We start from the raw sequence: 17,460 nt of genomic DNA, 5'->3' as shown, positions 1-17,460 counted from the left end.
AGATGCCCGCGCAGAACCTGGTCGTGAGCGACACCGAGACCGTCGACGCCGTCGTCGTCGGCGCCGGCCACAACGGCCTGGTGGCGGCGAACATGCTGGCCGACCGGGGATGGTCGGTGCGCGTGCTGGAGGCCTCGGACGGGCCGGGCGGGGCGGTGCGCACCGAGGAGATCACCGCGCCGGGCTTCCGCAGCGACCTCGGCAGCGCGTTCTACCCGATGGGCGTGGTGTCGCCCACCTTCCGCTCGCTGGACCTCGAGGGACACGGGCTCCAGTGGCGTCACGCGCCCGCCCCGCTGGCGCACGTCCTGCCGGACGACCGGGGCGTGCTGCTCTCGCGCGACGTCGACGTCACCGCGGCGTCGCTCGACCGCTTCGCCCCCGGCGACGGGGACGCCTGGCGACGGCTCGCCGACGAGTGGCAGCGGCTGCGCGACCCGCTGCTCGCCGCGTTCCTCGGGCCGTTCCCGCCGGTGCGCGACGCCGCCCGGGTGCTGCGGACGCTCGGCGGTCCCGACGCGCTCCGCCTCGCCCGCCGGTTGCTGCTGCCGTCGACGCGGTTCGGCGAGGAGGAGTTCGCGGGGGAGGGGGCGCGGGTCCTCGTCGCCGGCAACGCCCTGCACACCGACCTCGGGGTGAACCAGACCGCGAGCACCGCGTTCGGCTGGCTGCTCGCGATGCTCGCGCAGGACGTCGGGTTCCCGGTGCCCGCGGGCGGCGCGCGGGGGATCACGGACGCGCTGGTGACCCGTTTCGCCCTGCGGGGCGGGAGTGTGGAGTGCCATCGCCCGGTCACGCGTGTCCTCGTCGAGGGCGGGCGGGCGGTGGGGGTCGTGGACGCGGCCGGCGGGCTGGTGCGGGCCCGGCGCGCGGTGCTCGCCGACGTGCCGGCGCCGGTGCTGTTCGGCGACCTCGTGGGGACCGAGCACCTGCCGGCCCGGATGGTCGACGACCTCGCCCGGTTCCAGTACGACGACGCGATCCTCAAGGTCGACTGGGCGCTGTCCTCCCCGATCCCGTGGACCGCGCCGGAGCCCCGCGAGGCGGGCACGGTGCACCTCGGCGGGGACGTGGCGGGGCTCGTCGACTTCGGCGCCGACCTCGCCGCCGGCCGCATGCCGCGGGAGCCGTTCATGCTGCTCGGGCAGATGACGCTCGCCGACCCGCTGCGCTCGCCGCCCGGCACGGAGTCGGTCTGGGCGTACACGCACCTGCCGCACCGCCGTGTGCACACGGAGGAGGAGCTCGCCGAGCAGGTCGCGCGCATGGTCGCGGTCATCGAGCGCCACGCGCCGGGCTTCGGCGACCGCGTCGTCGCGCGGGCCGTGTCCCGGCCCGGCGACCTCGAGGCCCGCGACCCGTCGCTGGTGCGCGGCGCGCTCATGGCCGGGACCGCCCAGCTGCACCAGATGCTCGTGTTCCGCCCGACGCCCGGCCTCGGGCGCCCCGACACCCCCGTCGAGCGCCTCTTCCTCGCCGGCGCGACGGCCCACCCGGCGGGCGCGGTGCACGGGACGCCGGGGGCCAACGCGGCGCGGGCGGCGCTGGCGCGCGGCGGGCGTCTCGGCGCGCTCTACGGCGCCGGGATCCGCGCGGGACAGCGGCTGGTCTACGGGGCGGACGTCCGGGAGGTCGGCCGCGAGCGCGCGGGCAGGTAGTCCCCGATCAGCTCGCGGTGCCACCAGGCCCCGGTCTCGCGGCGCTCCGCGCGGGTGGTGAACCGGTAGCGGAAGAGCCGCGCGCGCACCCAGGCCGGCCGCTCGCCGGCGAACGGGTCGTGGCGCAGCAGCCGCAGGGTCGGCGCGTCGGCCTCGAGCAGGCGGTCGAGCAGGGTCGGGAGCCAGCTGCGTGCCATCCGCGGCGCGAGGGGGGCGAACCACATCAGCCAGTCCAGCCGGCGGTGGTACGGCGCGAGCTGCGGGGGGCGCCGGTACCGATCGCCGGGCTTGGCGCGGAACCCGTACTCGCGCCAATCGGCGTCGTCACCCCCGTCCGGGTCGTCGGTGCCCTCCAGCACCACCTCCTCGCGCTCGCGGGTCACCGAGCCGAACGCGCCGTAGCTGTTGCCCAGGTGCACCGGGGTGATGCCGGCGTTCATCAGCTGGCGGCCGCTGGCCATGTTCAGCACCGGCCACACCGACAGCGCGAGCATGAGGACCGTCACGGCGATCACCACGACGGCGAACCACGTCGGCACGGGCCCGGGCGTCGGCAGCGACACCAGCCACCCGAGCCGGGCGTCGTCGATCGCGGCGAACGCCAGCGTGATCGTCAGGAGGTTCAGCCAGGCGAAGTTGCCGCTGCTCACCAGCCAGCCCTGGGTGACGATCACGACGGCGGCGGCGATCGACGCCACCGGCTGGGGGAGGAACAGCAGGAACGGCACGACGAGCTGGGTGACGTGGTTGGCGAGCACCTCCGCGCGGTGCAGCGGGCGCGGCAGGTGGTGGAAGAACCGGCTCGTCGGGCCCGGGAGCGGCTGGGTCTCGTGGTGGTACTCGAGGCAGGTGAGGTCGCGCCAGCAGCGGTCGCCGCGCAGCTTGATCAAACCTGCGCCGAACTCGACGCGGAACAGCAGCCAGACGAGCAGCCAGAGGATCGGTGTGGGCGGGGCGACGTCCGCGGGGCCGAGGAACGTCACGAGGAACCCGGCCTCGAGCAGCAGCGACTCCCAGCCGAAGCCGTACCAGACCTGGCCGACGTTGACGATCGACAGGTAGAGCACCCACAGGGCGGCCCACAGCGCGATGCCGGCACCGAGCGGGAGGACGTCGGTGGCCCCCGCGAGCGCGGCGACGGCGAGGACGAGGCCCAGCGCGGCGACGACCCGGAAGAGCGTGTCCGAGTAGCGCAGGTGGAACAGGCTCGGGTGGCGGCGGAAGGTCGTGCGCGCGAGGAAGCGCGGGATCGGCGTCAGGCCACGCTCGCCGATCAGCGGGCGGAACTGCGCGAGCGCGACGGTGAACGCGATGACGTAGACGAGCGCGACGAGGTGCTGGACCACCCAGCGGGCGGTCGTGTAGTCGGGCGCGGCGAGCCAGTCGGGCACGGGGCCTCCCCTCGGGTGCGAGGTCCGAGGCCTACCCGCCGTGGCGTCCGGTCGATGCGCGCCACCTCGGGCGCTCATGATCGAGGCGGATTTCCTGGCCCTATCGGCGTGCTGTGTCAGATCGCCAGCGTGGACGCAGGGCTTGCACGCCGGGATCAGGCGAGGGCCGCCGCCACGATCGCGTCGGTGTCGAGGTGGTGGTGCGCCCAGGCGTCGGCGAGGCCGGAGGAGCGGCCGAAGTCGGTGACGCCGAGGTGCGAGGCGCGGACGCCGTGCACCGAGGCCAGGAACGCGAGGGTGTGGGGGTGGCCGTCGAGGACGGTGACCAGGCGCGCGGCGCGGTCGGCGGGGAACGCGGCGTCGAGGATCCAGGTCGGCGCCTCGGCGTGCGCCCCGGTGGCCGCGTCGCGGGCCCGCAGCGCACGGAAGAGCCGGTCGGGGCTCGTGACCACGACGACGTCGGTCGGTCGGCCCTGGTCCTCGAGACGCGCCGCGGCCGCGAGGGCCTGGCCCACCAGCGCGCCCATCACCGCGATCGTCACCGTCGGGGCCCCGGCGGCCCGGCGCAGGAGATAGGCACCCGCGGTGACCTGGCGGCGGCGCTGGGCGCGGGCCGCGGGGTCGGTGGGGACGGCGGCGAGGCTCTGGTCGACGGGCACAGTCGACAGGCGCAGGTAGGTCGACGAGCCGCCCGCGCGCCCGAGGCGGCCGAGCCCGTCGAGCAGGCACCAGCCGACCTCGACGCCGAACGCGGGCTCGAACGCGACGCAGCCGGGCTGCTCGAGCCCGATGGAGGGGGTGGTGATCGACTGGTGCGCGCCGCCCTCCGGCGCCAGCGACACCCCCGACGGTGTGCCGACCAGGATCGACTGCCCGCCCGCGTACATCCCGAACGCCCACGGCTCGAGGGCACGGGCCACGAACGGGTCGTAGAGCACGCCGATCGGCAGCAGCGGCTCGCCCCACCGCGACCACGTCGCGCCGAGCTCGCCGAGCAGCCCGACGAGGTTCGTCTCGGCGATCCCGAGCTCGATGTGCTGCCCGCTCGGCTTCTCGTGCCAGTGCAGGATCGTCTCGGCGTCGTCGGCGAACCAGTCGCGGCGCTCGTGGGCCGACCACGAGCCGACCTTGTTCAGCCACCCGCCCAGGTTCGTCGACGACGTGACGTCGGGGCTGACCGTCACCACCCGGCGGGCGGCCTCGGGTGCGGAGCGGGTGAGGTCGAGCAGCGCGCGCCCCAGCGCCTGCTGCGTGTGGCCGGTGCCGGTGGGCGTGCGATCGAGGTCCTCGGGGATCACCGGCGCCGCCGCCGGGTTCGCGGGGGAGCGGCGCAGTCGGGTGGCGGTCGCGGCGCAGAGGTCGGCGGCCGGCCCGGCGGGCAGGGGCGCCCACGGGTCGTCGAGGTCGGTGCCCAGCCCCGTCGCCAGCGCCCGCATCTGGGTCTCGGTGAGCAGCGACGAGTGGTTCTGCGGGTGCCCCTGCGTCGCGAGCCCGTAGCCCTTCACCGTGTACGCGAAGATCACCGTCGGGCGGGTGTCGTCGATGGCGTCGTAGGCGTCGGCGAGCGCGCCGAGGTCGTGGCCGCCGAGGTTGCGGATCGCGGCGTGCACCGCGCCGTCGGTGACCTCCTTGAGCAGCGCGGCGATCGCCTCGCCCTCGGGACCGTCGCCGGGCAGGCGTTCGCGCAGCTGGAGCGGGGTGCAGCGCAGGAGCCGCTGGTACTCCGGGTTGGTCATCTCGTCGATGCGACGGCGCAGGGCGTCGCCACCCGGCCTGGCGTAGAGCTCGGCGAGCAGCCGCCCGTACTTGACGCTGATGACCTGCCACCCCGCGGCGACGAACAGCGCGTGCAGCCGGGTGGCGGAGATGTCGGGGACGACGCGGTCGAGGCTCTGGCGGTTGAAGTCGACGATCCAGCAGACCTCGCCGAGCTCGCGCACCATCGGGTCGAGCACGGCCTCCCAGACCGCGCCCTCGTCGAGCTCCGCGTCGCCGACCAGCGAGAACTGCCGTCCCGTCCCGGCGCGCTGCCCGACCCCCTCGGCGTAGCGGCGCGCGATCGTGCCCCAGATCGGGGCGGTCGCGCCGATGCCGACCGAGCCGGTCGAGTAGTCGACGGGGTCGGGGTCCTTCGAGCGCGACGGGTAGGACTGCAGGCCGCCGGCCTCGCGCAGCGTCTCGAGGTACGACGCGTCGAGCTCGCCGAGCAGGTGGTTGATCGCGTGCAGCACCGGCGAGGCGTGCGGCTTGACCGACACGCGGTCCTCCGGGCGCAGCGCGTGGAACCACAGCGCCGTCATGATCGAGACGATCGAGGCCGACGACGCCTGGTGGCCGCCGACCTTCAGTCCGCCCGGGTTGGGACGCACCCGGTTGGCGTGGTCGACGATCGCCGTCGACAGCCAGAGCACGCGGTCCTCCACCGCCTGCAGCGCCTCACGCTCCGGCTCCTGGCCGGTGAGCGGTGCGGGGGCGGGACGCGTGGATGTCATCGGTGGCCTCCGGGTCTCACATTGACGCCCGAAGCGTTCGTCATGGCGCTGTCGTGCGCAAGCGGTGCGGACGCCGCTGAGCACTATGGTCGCGACGGCGGTCCCGACGTCGGTGGGGAGTGAGCAGGATGGAACCCGTCGACCCGATCGACGCGCGGCTGCTGCAGGCGCTCGGCGAGGAGCCGCGCGCCACCGTCGTCGCACTCGCCGAACGCCTCGGGCTCGCGCGCAACACCGTCCAGTCCCGCCTCGCCCGGCTGGAGAGCCGCGGTGTGCTCGGCGCCTTCGGCCGCCGCATCGACCCCGCCGCGCTCGGCCACCCGCTGCGGGCCTACGTGACGACCCGCGTCGACCAGCGCCGCCTCGAGGAGGTGACGACGGCGCTCGCCCGCGTCCCGGAGGTGGTCGAGGTCGTCGGTCTCGCCGGGGACGACGACCTGCTCGTCCAGGTCGTCGCCCGCGACGCCGACGCGCTCTACACGATCGCCGGCAGCCTCCTGGCCGTCCCGGGCGTGGAGCGGACGTCGACGGCCCTGGTGATGCGCCAGCTCGTCCCGTTCCGCCTGGACCCGCTGCTCGCGCGCCGCGCCAATTCGGAGGACGGCGCCGACAGCCGGGGCTAGCGTCGTCGTGGCGAGTCCGGGCCGGAGGCCCCGTCGGTGACCACTCGAAATGGGGAGGTTGCGGGTTCGAACCCCGCCGCCGGGACGTCCCGGCGTAGCTCAACCGGAAGAGCGCCACGATTCCGGCGGCCACACCACGCCCGTCCTCGCGCCACAGCGCTCGACAGTTGCCCGCCCCGGGGAGGGCGGGCCGGCAGACCGTCGGTGATCGGCGTTCCCGGTACGACCGCGGAGCGTGGCCGGCCTTCCGGTGTTCCTCCGGTGGTCGACAGCACGCCCGTCCTCCCCGTCCCCACACCCCACCCCGCCTGCCGGACGTGTGCCCTCCAGGGAGGACGACGCATGGACCCCCTGACCTCGGTCTCGACCCGCGCCACGTCGCAGCTCCTGCGCGCCGACGAGCGCCAGATCCCCAACGCCGCCGGGGGTCACGGGTTCGCCCTCGACGACGACACCCGGGTCCTGCGCTTCCTGACCCTGGGCACCGACGGCGGCACCTACTACGCGACCGCGCGGGAGCTCACCGCGCAGAACGCGCCCGTGGTCCTGCGGGCCGCGCGGGAGCGGACGGCGTGGCTGGTCGAGAAGGTCGTGGCGATCTCGACTGCCGGACGGGCGCCGCGGCAGAACGCGGCGATCTTCGCGCTGGCCGCGGCCGCGGCGCTGGGGGATGACGCCGGCCGCCGGGGCGCGCTCGACGCGCTGCCCGCGGTCTGTCGCACCGGCACCCACCTGTTCCTCTTCGCCCGCTACGTCGAGCAGTTCCGCGGGTGGGGACGGGGCCTGCGACGGGCCGTCGCGCGCTGGTACACCGAGCCGGACGTCGACGACGTCGCCTTCCAGGCCGTCAAGTACCGGCAGCGCGAGGGCTGGTCGCACCGCGACCTGCTGCGCCTCGCCCACCCCTCGGTCACCGACCCCGCCCGGCGGGCGCTGTTCCGGTGGATCGTGGAGGACGAGGCCGGCGAGGACGCCCCGGAGATCGTGCACGGCTACCTCGCGGCCCGGGCGGCGACCACCGCGTCGGCCTGGGTCCGGCTGGTGATCGACCACCGGCTGTCCTGGGAGATGCTCCCGGACGCCGCGCTCGGCGAGCCCGACGTGTGGCGGGCGCTGCTCGCGAATGGGCTGCCGCCGACCGCGCTGCTCCGCCAGCTGCCCCGGCTGACCCGTCTCGGGGTGCTGACCGGGGACATCCGCCGGTCCGTGGCCGCGCAGCTCGCCGACCCGGCCCGCCTGCGCCGGGGGCGCGTGCACCCCGTGTCGGTGCTGGTCGCGCTGCGCACCTACGCGTCCGGGAGCGGGGCGGGCGGGACCTGGGAGCCGATCCGGGAGATCGTCGACGCCCTCGACGCCGCCTTCTACGCGGCGTTCACCACGGTCGTGCCATCCGGGAAGCGGACGCTGCTCGCGGTGGACGTGTCGGGGTCGATGAAGGTCGGGTCGGTCTCCGGGCTCCCGCTCTCGCCGCGGGAGGCGTCGGCGGCGCTCGCGCTGGTCACGATGAGCACCGAGCGCGACGCCACCTGCGTCGGCTTCACCTCGGCCGACGGCGGCTGGGCGCCGGCGCTGACGGAGCTCGCGATCAGCCCGCGTCAGCGCCTCGACGACGCGATCACGGCGGTGTCCCGCCTGCCCTTCGGCAGCACCGACTGCGCGCTGCCGATGGAGTGGGCCCGGGAGACCGGGCGGGCGTTCGACACGTTCGTCGTGCTCACCGACAACGAGACCTGGGCGGGCGCGATCCACCCGCATCAGGCGCTCGTGCGGTACCGGGAGCGGTCGGGGATCGACGCCCGGCTCGTCGTGGTCGGCATGACCGCCACCGACGTGTCGATCGCCGATCCCGCCGACGGCGGGATGCTCGACGTCGCCGGGTTCGACGCGGCGGCCCCGGGCCTCGTCGCCGACTTCTCCCGCGGCGACCTGGGCTGACCCCCACGTGAGCGATGTTCACGGCTATAGCCGTGAACATCGCTCACGGAGGCCGGTCAGCCCAACGTGAACGGGTCGCGCGTGCCGCCGGTGAGCTCGACCCACACGGACTTGTTCTCCAGGTACGCGTCGATGCCGTGGACGCCGTTCTCGCGCCCGATCCCCGAGGCCTTGAAGCCGCCGAAGGGGACGCTGGGGGCGACGACGCGGTAGGCGTTGATCCACACCGTGCCGGCCTTGATCCGCGCGGCCATCCGGTGGGCGCGGTGGACGTCCTTGGTCCACACGGCGCCGGCGAGCCCGTACGGGGTGTCGTTGGCGAGCTTCACCGCCTCGTCCTCGTCGGTGAACGTCGTCGCCGCGAGCACCGGCCCGAAGACCTCCTCGCGGAAGACCGTGTCGGTGGGCTTCACCGAGAGCACGGTGGGCTGGACGAAGTAGCCGCCGAGCTCCTCGTCGGGGTCGCCGCCGTAGGCGATCGTGGCGCCCTCGTCGCGGGCGGTCCGCAGGTAGCCGACGACCTTCTCGTACTGCATCCCGTTGGCCACCGGACCCATCTCGGTGTCCTCCGCGAACGGGTCGCCGAGCTTGATCTGCGACGCGCGCTCGGCGACCAGGCGCACGAGCTCGTCGTGCACGTCGGCGTGCACGATCAGCCGGGACCCGGCCATGCACGTCTGCCCGGTCGCGGCGAACACCCCGGCCACCAGGCCGTTCGCGGCCGCCTGCAGGTCGGCGTCGGGGAACACGACCTGCGGGGACTTCCCGCCGAGTTCGAGCGTCGCGGGGTTGAGGTTCTCCGCCGCCGCCGCGGCGACCTTGCGGCCCGTCGCGGTGGACCCGGTGAAGGCGACCTTGTCCACCCCGGGGTGCGCGGCGAGATGTGCCCCGACCGAGCCCGAGTTCGCGGTGACGACGTTGACGACGCCGTCGGGGATGCCCGCCTGCGCGATCAGCTCGGCGAACCCGAGCGTCGAGCCCGGCGCGTGCTCCGACGGCTTGATCACCACGGTGCACCCGGCGGCCAGCGCAGGCGCGACCTTCCAGCTCATCAGCAGCAGCGGGGAGTTCCAGGGCGTGATCGCGGCGACGACGCCGACCGGCTCGCGGCGGGTGTAGACGAGGTAGTTCGGGTTCGGCGAGGGGATCTGCTGGCCCTCGATCTTGTCCGCGAGCCCCGCGTAGTAGTGGTACCAGCCGCCGAGGCCGTTGAGCTGGCCCAGCATCTCGCGGTAGAGCTTGCCCGAGTCGTTGACCTCGAGGCGGGCGAGGCGCTCGGCGTTCGCGGTGATCAGGTCGGCGAGGCGGCGCAGGCAGGCGGCGCGGGCGAACCCCGTCATCTGCCCCCACTCGCCGTCGAGGGCCGCGCGGGCCGCGTTCACCGCGGCGTCGACGTCCTCGGTGCCGCCGTCGGGGATCAGCGCCCACGACTGCCCGGTGTAGGGGTTCTGGGACTCGAAGGTGTTCCCCGAGATCGCGCCGGTCGGCTTCCCGCCGACCAGCATGGACAGCTGCTCGAGCTCGCTCACTGGTGATCTGCTCCTGTCGAGGGGTGCTCAGCCGGGGAAGGTGCCGGCGCGGGGGAGGAGGCCGGGGACGCGGTAGCCGAGGGCGTCGGAGAGGAACCCGGCGATCGGCAGCAGCGCGTCGAGGTCGAGCCCGGTCGGATGGCCCATCCGGTCGAGCAGGTAGACGAGGTCCTCGGTGGCGATGTTGCCCGTGGCCGCGGGGGCGAACGGGCAGCCGCCGATCCCGCCGTTCGAGGAGTCGAGCCAGTCGACGCCCCACTCCAGCGCGGCGACGGCGTTGGCGAAGCCGGTGTTGCGGGTGTTGTGGAAGTGCGCGCGCATCAGCGCGTCGGGGGCCACCGCGCGAACCCCGTCGAGCAGCGTGCGCACCTGGGTGGGCACGCCGACGCCGATGGTGTCGGCGATCGCGATCTCCTTCGCGCCCGCCGCCGCCCCACGCCGGGCGACCTCGACGACCCGGTCCGGGTCGACCTCGCCGTCGAACGGGCAGCCGAACGACGTCGCGATCGTCAGCGACGCGAACAGGTCGCGGTCGGCGGCCTCGGCGAGGACGTCCTCGGCCACCTCGGTCAAGGCCGCGGTCGTCGAGTTCTGGTTGGCCTTGGCGAACCCGTCGGAGGCGGGCACGACCACGTTGATCTCGTCGACCCCCGCCTGCACCGCCCGGTCGTAGCCGCGCCGGTTGAGCACCAGCCCGATGTAGGAGACCCCGTCGACGCGATGCAGCCCCTCCATCACCGCCTCGGCGTCGGCCATCGCCGGCACGAGCTTGGGGTGCACGAACGACACCGCCTCGATGCGCGTCGCGCCGGCCGCCACCGCCCGCTCGATCAGCTCGATCTTCGCGCCCGTCTCCAGCAGCGCCCGCTCGTTCTGCAACCCGTCGCGCGGGCTGACCTCCACAATCCCGACCACGGGACCGATCCTGCCCCTCAGCCCCGCACGGCGGCCACCGTCGCGGCGTGGTCACGCATCGTCGCGATCGGGTCCTCGCCGCGCTGACGCCCCATCCCGCAGTACATGGCGACGCCGAAGTCGGTCAGGTGACGGGACGCCGTGGCGTGCCGGCGCCGCAGCCCGTCCTCGCCGTCGAGCGGCAGGACGATGCCGAGGAAGATCCGGGAGTCGGGGGCGTCGAGGTCGGCGAGCGGGGCGAAGAACGCGTCCTCCTCGCTGCGCAGGTAGCGCGGGCCGGCGAGGTGGATCCAGTCCACGGGACGTCCGGCGTCCGCCACCGCGTGGTTGGCCATCCGGACGATCAGCTCCATGTCGCGCGCCTCGTACATCGGCCACTCGGGGAACGTGCCGTAGCAGAGGTGCAGGCCCATGAGGACGTCCTCCGGGACGCGGCGGGCGAGGCGCGACCACGGCCCGGCGAAGCGCTCCCAGGCGTCCCCGTCGGTCCAGCCGACCACGCCCTCGATGTCGATCACCTCGTAGGCGAGGTCCCACTGGAGGGCGAGGTCCGCGGCCGGGATCACGGCGAGCAGGTCGTCCACCGACCGCTCCCACAGGTCCTCGAGCGCCGGCCCGACGATCGCCCAGTTGTCGGCGTAGTCGTCCTTGAAGGCACCCGTGAACACGCTCGACGGGAACGGCAGCCCCACCTGGAAGCGCAGTCCGGGCGGGATCACCCCCTCGGCGCGCAGCGCGACGAACCGCTCGTAGGACGCGAGCGTCTCCGCCGCGCGGGGCCATCGTCGAAGCGCAGCGCGTCGACCCCGTCCCGGACCGTCAGCCGGGCGGTGTCGTAGGCGTGCCGCGCCCGCCCCGTCGGGGACGGCGACGGGGCGAGCACGGCGATGTCGGGGTGCGGCTCGAGCAGGGTCGTGCGGTCGTAGCCCACCCAGGCGCCGCGGGCGCCGGACTCGCCGTCCGGGAGGGCGGCGACCAGGCCGGCGAACAGGTCGGCACCCCACCGGAACCCGTCGTCGGTCGAGTCGACGGGCAGGCTCCCGACCAGGAGCAGGTCGCTGTCCACGCGGCGGGTCATCCTCGGGTCTCCCCTCGATCTTCGACCAGCGGGACGGGGTCCGCGTCGGTGCAGCGACCCCGTCGGGCAGCATGATCCCGCCGCACCACGGGCGCACCCCCGGGTGGACCGCTCGGCGATGCCGCGTGACCGACCGGGTGTTCGCCACGTCGCACCCGGCGTGCCGCGGCGTCGTCACGGTCACCCGGGAGTGATCGGTACGGCAGGAGGACACTGGGAGGATGAGCGCGATCGTGACCACCGGGTCGACGAGCACGACACGCGCCACCCCGGCCACCCGCCGGGCCCTGCGCATCGGCACGGGTGTCCTCGTGGCCGCCGTCGTGATCACCGGCGTCGTCATCGTGATGCCGACGGTCGAGGCCGCGGGCGCCGCGCTCATCGGGGCCGACCCGTGGTGGGTCGTCCTCGCGGTCGCCACCGAGGCCGGCGCGCTCGTCGCGTTCTCCGTGCTCCACCACCGCCTGCTCGTGGCCGCCTCGGTGCGGGTCTCGCTCGGCGCGGTCACGCTCGCCACCCTGGCCGCGAACGCCCTGCACCTCACCGTGCCGGGCGGCGCCGCGCTCTCCACGGCCTACACCTACAAGCGCCGCCGCGCCTGGGGCGCCAGCGCGCCCGCCACCACGTGGACGATGGTCGCCGGCGGCGTCGCGGCCAGCCTGGCCCTCGCCGCCATCGCCCTCGGTTCCGCGCTGGTCGTCGGCGGGCGGGCCACCTCGCTCCCGTGGCTGATCGCGCAGATCGTCGGCGTCGCGGCGCTCGGCGCGGGCGTCGTGGTCATCGCCCGCCGCCCGGGCCTGCTCGTACCCGCGGGGACCTGGGGACTGCGCCTCGTCAACCGTGTGCGTCACCGCCCGCGGGAGACCGGCGTCGGCGAGCTCGCCGAGCAGATCGCGGGCCTGCAGCTGATCGACCTCCGCGGCAGTGGGCGGGCCGTCGTCAGCACCGCCGCCCTGGCCAACTGGATCCTCGACATCGCGTGCCTCGCCGCGTGCTGCGCGGCCGTCGGCGCCGAGGGCATGACCCTCGCGCTCGTCCTGCTGGCCTACGCCGCGGCCACTGCCGCCTCGAGCGCCGCGTTCCTGCCCGGCGGCCTCGGGCTCGTCGACGGGGCCCTGCTGGCCGCGCTCGTCGCGGGCGGTGTGCCGTCGCACCCCGCGCTCGCCGCCGTGCTGCTCTACCGCCTGGTGAGCTTCGTGGGCGTGGCCGCCGCCGGCTGGGTCGCCTGGTTCGTGATCCACGCCAAGGAGACCCCGACGGCCACGGCCGACACGGTCGACGACGCCCCGGCCGAGACGCCTGCGGTGACGGACGCGTCGTCCGAGGACTCGGACGCGATCTCCCCGCACGGCTCCCGTCGCCTGCGCTGATCTCCTGCGCCGGCCTCCCGCGCGGCCCTCTGAGCAATGCCACCCGAGTCATCGGGCACCGTCGTGGCGGGCACACCCCCGCCGCCGTGGGGGGAGAACCCCACCTCCTGCATGGTGCGGCCCCGTCGGGTGAGTAACCGGGCCCGTTCACGAGCACCGCAGTCGAGTACCCACGTGCTCATGACCCGGGACCCGCAGGCCCGCAATCTGGTTCCCATCACCGACGAGCACCTCGGTCGGACCCCCGGTCCGCACCCGAGCCGAAGGGAACCGACATGACCACTCCTGTGAGCCCGGCCGCGGCCGGCGTGACCCCCGGCCCCGTGGCGGCGGGCGCCCCCCTCGAGACCCCCGTCCCCGATCCGGCGACGACGAACCCGGGGCCGTTCCCCCCGGAGACCCCCGACGACGTCACCGACGGCACACCGACCGACGTCCCCGAGACCCCGGAGACCCCCGAGACCCCGGAGCCGCCGGTCGACGGCGAGGAGCCCCCGGAGGAGCCCGAGGAGCCGGAGACGCCCGAGGAGCCGGCCGCCGAGATCGACGTGGTCGAGGACTACTGGTGCTGGGACCACGGCCAGGGCTGCCCGCCCGCGTGCGCGATCCTGATCCGGTGGCGTGAGGTCTACGACCTCCCCGACGACTGGCACCCCAGCGAGGGCTGGGACGGCGGCGACCAGTGGCAGTGGCACCCCCACCACAACCCGCACTGCTGGCACCCGGAGCACAACCCGTGCGGGTACCACCCCGAGTACCAGCCGCACTGCTACCACCCGGAGCACAACCCCGAGGGCTACCACCCGGACGAGAACCCGCACTGCTGGCACCCGGACTACAACCCCTGCGGCTACAACTCGCAGCACCAGCCGCACTGCTGGGATCCGGACCGCAACCCCGACGGGTTCCACCCGGACTACAACCCGCACTGCTGGCACCCGGACTACAACCCCTACGGCTGGAACCCCGAGATCCAGCCCTACTGCTTCCACCCGACCGCACAGCCGTACTGCTGGAACCCGGTCGCCCAGCCCTACTGCTGGCACCCGGTCTACTACCCCCACGGCTACAACCCGGAGCACAACCCGAGCGGCTGGGACCCGGTCAACAACCCCGAGGGCACCGACTCCGACCCGAACGGCCCCTACATGCCGGAGGACGCCCGGGGCGAGGAGCCGCCGGAGCCGACGCCGACCCCGGAGCCGGACACGCAGCCGGAGACGGAGCCGGTGAGCGAGACCGAGGAGCCGCTGACGCCCCCCGTGACGGAGCCGGAGATCGAGCCCGAGACGGAGCCGGTGAGCGAGACCGAGGAGCCGGTGACGCCCCCCGTGACGGAGCCGGAGACGGAGCCGGTGAGCGAGACGGAGGAGCCGCTGCCGACGCCGACGGACCCACCGGTGGACGAGACGCCGGTGCAGACCCCGGAGCCCGAGCCCGAGCCGGAGCCCGAGACAGAGCCGGAGGGCCCCGTCTTCACCGGCGGGAACGCCCCGTCGGCAGGCGGCGGCGACGACGGCACGTCGTCGGGTGGTTCGGGCGGCCCCACGTCGGGCGGCGACGAGGTCGAGACGACGCCCGTCGCCACCACCCCGGAGCCCGAGCCGGAGCCCGAGCCGGAGCCGGAGCCCGACCCGGAGCCGGTGTCCCAGGTCGAGTCCTCGTCGGACGACGGCGGTGGCGACGACGGCGGGAGCGGCGACTCCTCCGGCAGCGACTCCGACCTCGCCGGCGTGAGCTGACGGTCCCGATGTGCGTGGCCCCGGCCGGGGTGACCCGGCCGGGGCTACGGCACGTCCCTCGCTGATCCACCCGACACCGCCGATCCCGGCGGGGTCGAGCTCGGCCGTTCACGAGGAGGAACGGGTGACCCACCCCGGAGCCGACGACGCCCACCCCGCGCGTCGTCGTCGTCGATCGATCTTCCGCGACGACTCGGACGATCTCGGCCTGCGCGACGCCTGGGGCGAGACGGCGCCGGACGCGGCCGTCCCGACGGTCACGACCGACGACCCCGACACGGCACCGTCGATCTTCCGCGCCGGGCTCCCCGACTCCCCGCCGGCAGATCCCGGCCATCCCGACGGGATCGTGCGATGAGCGCCGACGACCGGACGGGGGCCGACCCGGCCGACGCCGCGCGCGCGATGCAGGAGAAGGCCGACAAGGCACGGGCGGAGGCGCTCGAGCGCGCCGCGGCCGCCCGGGAGGCCCGCGAGGAGACCCGCCGCCGCAAGGAGGCCACCCCGCCGCCGGCCGTCCGGCCGACCACACCCAAGGCCGCCACACCCAAGGGCGCCGCGCCCGAAGCCGCCGCCACGCACGCCGCGAAGCCCGCGGCCACACCCAAGCCCGCCGCCGAGCCCGCCGCCACGCCCGCCCCGGCGAAGGTCGCCGCCCCGCCGAAGGTCGCCGCCCCGCCGAAGGTCGCCGCGCCCGCGAAGCCGGCGGCCCCCGCGAAACAGGCCCCGAGCGCCGCCGCGAAGCACGCCATGGACACCGTGGACATGGCGATCAAGGCGGCGACCGCCTACGAGCGCGACGACCTCGTCGCGCGGCTGCGGACGGCCCGGACGCTGCTGAGCGACAACTCGGTGCGCATCCCGGTCGTCGGCGAGTTCAAGCAGGGCAAGAGCTCCCTGGTCAACGCCCTGGTGGGGCTCCCGATCTGCCCGGTGGACGACGACATCGCCACGGCGGTGCCGACGGAGGTCCGGCACGCCGCGGCGCCCACGGCGAGCGCGACCTTCGAGGCGCTGCCCGGGTCGGGGGGCACCGGCTGGACCGAGAGCATCCCGCCGGCCGAGGTGGCGACGTACGCCTCCGAGTCGGGCAACCCCGGCAACACGCGCCGGTTGACGTCGGTGACCGTCGGGATCGACCGGCCGTTCCTCGCCGACGGGCTGGTCCTGGTGGACACCCCGGGCGTCGGAGGCCTCGGGGGGCCGAACCAGAGCGCTGTCGCCGACCTGCCCCGGTCGCACGCGTGCCTGTTCGTCAGCGACGCCTCCCGCGAGCTCACCGACGCCGAGCTGCGCTTCCTCCACGCGGTCGCGGAGCTCTGCCCGACCGTGATCATGGTGCTGACGAAGACCGACCTGTACCCGCACTGGACCCGCATCCTCGAGCGCAACCGCGCGCACCTGCAGCGGGCCGGGGTGCGGTTGGAGATCTTCGGGTTCTCCTCGGAGCTCCGGATGCTCGCCGGTGCCCACCGCGACGAGGAGCTGGAGGAGGAATCCGGCGCCCCGCAGCTCGTCGCGCGCCTCCAGCGCGTCCGCGAGGAGGCCGCCCACATCGCGGTGCGGTCGGTGATGATCCAGGTGACGTCCGCGCTCGGTCAGCTCGAGGCGGCGGCCCGCGCCCGGCGCGACGCGCTCGTCGACCCGGCCCGTCAGGAGGCCCTGGTCGCCCAGCTCACCGCCGCCAAGGAACGGGCGGAGGGTCTGCGCGAGAAGGGCACGAAGTGGCAGTCGGTGCTCACCGACGGCTTCGCCGACATCACCTCGAACATCGACTTCGACCTGCGCACCCGTGCCCGCGCCGTGCAACGCGAGGCGGAGGAGACCATCGAGGAGGGGGATCCGGCGAAGAACTGGGAGGAGTTCACCGACTGGCTGCGCCGCCGGCTCGCGACCGAGGCGATGGAGAACTACGCGCTCTTCGTCCGGCGCGCCAAGGACGTGGCGGTCGACGTCGAGCGGCACCTCGACATGGAGCAGTCCCGCATCACCGCGAGGGCGGTCGACGCCCCGCACGAGACGATGGCGCGGCTGGCCCTCGACGTCGAGTTCGCCCCCTCGGGCTTGCGTCAGAGCATCAAGCTGCCGCTCCTCCAGAAGGTGTTCGGCGGGGTCATCATGCTCACGATGATCTCCAATATGGCCGGTCTCGGGATCCCGATGGCCGCCGGCCTGCTCGTCGGTGGTGCCATGGGCTTCTTCGGCGTCCGTGAGGACCGCAAGAAGGCGCTGGAGAAGCGGCGCACCGACGCGAAGGCCGGGGTCCGCAAGTACGTCGACGACTTCATCAACCAGGTCGGCAAGGACTCCCGCGACTCGATCCGCCACGTCCAGCGGGAGCTGCGGACCGCGTGGACCGGGCGCGTCGCCGAACTGCAGCGCTCGTCCACCGCGGCGCTCGCGGCCGCGCAGTCCGCCGTCCAGGCGGGCAAGACCGACACCGGTGCCCGCGAGCGCATCGAGAAGGACCTCGAGTCGCTCGGCCTCGTGCGGGCCCGCGTCGACGACCTGGGGGAGCACCTCCGCCGCACCGCTCCGGGGCAGCCCCGTCGTGAACCCGCCGGGAGGATCTCGTGAGCGGGCGCCCCTGGCCGCCGGGCCCGCCGGGTCCGCCGGGCCCGCCGGGTCCGCCCGGCCGCCCCGGTCCGCCGCCGCGGAACGTGCCCCCGCCCGTCGGGGGCCCCCGCTCCGTCCCCGGCCCCGGGACGCCCGCGCGAGGCGTCCCGC

The 17,460-nt window shown here is 74.7% G+C and carries 13 protein-coding genes; 7 read left to right on the top strand and 6 right to left on the bottom strand.

All coding sequences use genetic code 11. The annotated features are described in order from the left end of the window. The first annotated feature begins 2 nt into the window (after positions 1 to 2). The gene (locus OG774_RS17740; RefSeq protein ID WP_328302808.1) at positions 3 to 1,658 is read left to right on the top strand and encodes a phytoene desaturase family protein; all 1,656 of its coding nucleotides are present in this window, start codon (positions 3 to 5) and stop codon (positions 1,656 to 1,658) included. On the opposite strand, the gene OG774_RS17735 is transcribed toward OG774_RS17740, so the two are convergent. Together OG774_RS17735 and OG774_RS17730 are read right to left on the bottom strand one after the other, a co-directional pair. After that, the gene (locus OG774_RS17735; protein WP_328302806.1) at positions 1,610 to 3,049 is read right to left on the bottom strand and encodes a lipase maturation factor family protein; all 1,440 of its coding nucleotides are present in this window, start codon (positions 3,047 to 3,049) and stop codon (positions 1,610 to 1,612) included. The genes OG774_RS17740 and OG774_RS17735 overlap by 49 nt on opposite strands. 155 nt (positions 3,050 to 3,204) lie before the next feature. Continuing rightward, positions 3,205 to 5,541, bottom strand: a complete 2,337-nt coding sequence (locus OG774_RS17730; RefSeq protein WP_328302804.1) for a transketolase-like TK C-terminal-containing protein — start codon at positions 5,539 to 5,541, stop codon at positions 3,205 to 3,207. Between the two features lie 128 nt (positions 5,542 to 5,669). On the opposite strand from OG774_RS17730, the gene OG774_RS17725 reads away from it, so the two are divergent. Together OG774_RS17725 and OG774_RS17720 are read left to right on the top strand one after the other, a co-directional pair. Further along, complete coding sequence (locus tag OG774_RS17725; RefSeq protein ID WP_328302802.1) at positions 5,670 to 6,164, top strand: Lrp/AsnC family transcriptional regulator; 495 nt, start codon at positions 5,670 to 5,672, stop codon at positions 6,162 to 6,164. 342 nt (positions 6,165 to 6,506) lie between these two features. Continuing rightward, the gene (locus OG774_RS17720; RefSeq protein WP_328302800.1) at positions 6,507 to 8,099 is read left to right on the top strand and encodes a TROVE domain-containing protein; all 1,593 of its coding nucleotides are present in this window, start codon (positions 6,507 to 6,509) and stop codon (positions 8,097 to 8,099) included. Positions 8,100 to 8,155: 56 nt separating this feature from the next. Here the strand turns inward: OG774_RS17720 and OG774_RS17715 are convergent, their stop codons facing one another. Genes OG774_RS17715 through OG774_RS17700 form a run of 4 tightly spaced genes read right to left on the bottom strand, consistent with a single transcriptional unit; the run spans position 8,156 to position 11,621 of the window. Beyond that, on the bottom strand, positions 8,156 to 9,628 hold the full coding sequence (locus OG774_RS17715; RefSeq protein ID WP_328302798.1) for an aldehyde dehydrogenase: 1,473 nt from the start codon (positions 9,626 to 9,628) through the stop codon (positions 8,156 to 8,158). Between the two features lie 27 nt (positions 9,629 to 9,655). Continuing rightward, positions 9,656 to 10,543, bottom strand: coding sequence for a hydroxymethylglutaryl-CoA lyase (locus tag OG774_RS17710; protein ID WP_328302796.1), 888 nt, complete (start codon positions 10,541 to 10,543; stop codon positions 9,656 to 9,658). Between the two features lie 17 nt (positions 10,544 to 10,560). Next, positions 10,561 to 11,262, bottom strand: coding sequence for a hypothetical protein (locus OG774_RS17705; protein ID WP_328302794.1), 702 nt, complete (start codon positions 11,260 to 11,262; stop codon positions 10,561 to 10,563). Further along, positions 11,259 to 11,621 (bottom strand): hypothetical protein, encoded by a 363-nt coding sequence (locus tag OG774_RS17700; RefSeq protein ID WP_328302791.1) that lies wholly within the window; start codon positions 11,619 to 11,621, stop codon positions 11,259 to 11,261. Before OG774_RS17700 ends, OG774_RS17705 begins: the two co-directional genes overlap by 4 nt. 221 nt (positions 11,622 to 11,842) lie before the next feature. On the opposite strand from OG774_RS17700, the gene OG774_RS17695 reads away from it, so the two are divergent. The 4 genes from OG774_RS17695 (at position 11,843) to OG774_RS17680 (ending at position 17,310) form a co-directional block, all read left to right on the top strand. Beyond that, positions 11,843 to 12,991, top strand: a complete 1,149-nt coding sequence (locus OG774_RS17695) for a lysylphosphatidylglycerol synthase transmembrane domain-containing protein (RefSeq protein ID WP_328302789.1) — start codon at positions 11,843 to 11,845, stop codon at positions 12,989 to 12,991. Between the two features lie 275 nt (positions 12,992 to 13,266). Then, positions 13,267 to 14,733: a hypothetical protein gene (locus tag OG774_RS17690; protein ID WP_328302787.1), complete on the top strand. Its 1,467-nt coding sequence runs from the start codon at positions 13,267 to 13,269 to the stop codon at positions 14,731 to 14,733. 124 nt (positions 14,734 to 14,857) lie between these two features. After that, a complete protein-coding gene (locus tag OG774_RS17685; RefSeq protein ID WP_328302785.1) occupies positions 14,858 to 15,091 on the top strand; it encodes a hypothetical protein in 234 nt (77 codons plus the stop codon). After that, positions 15,088 to 17,310, top strand: coding sequence for a dynamin family protein (locus tag OG774_RS17680; RefSeq protein WP_328302783.1), 2,223 nt, complete (start codon positions 15,088 to 15,090; stop codon positions 17,308 to 17,310). Before OG774_RS17685 ends, OG774_RS17680 begins: the two co-directional genes overlap by 4 nt. The last annotated feature ends 150 nt before the right edge of the window (positions 17,311 to 17,460 follow it).

Source organism: Actinomycetospora sp. NBC_00405, from assembly GCF_036044095.1.
Taxonomy (GTDB): Bacteria; Actinomycetota; Actinomycetes; order Mycobacteriales; family Pseudonocardiaceae; genus Actinomycetospora; species Actinomycetospora callitridis.
This window is presented reverse-complemented; position numbering and strand designations above follow the sequence as displayed.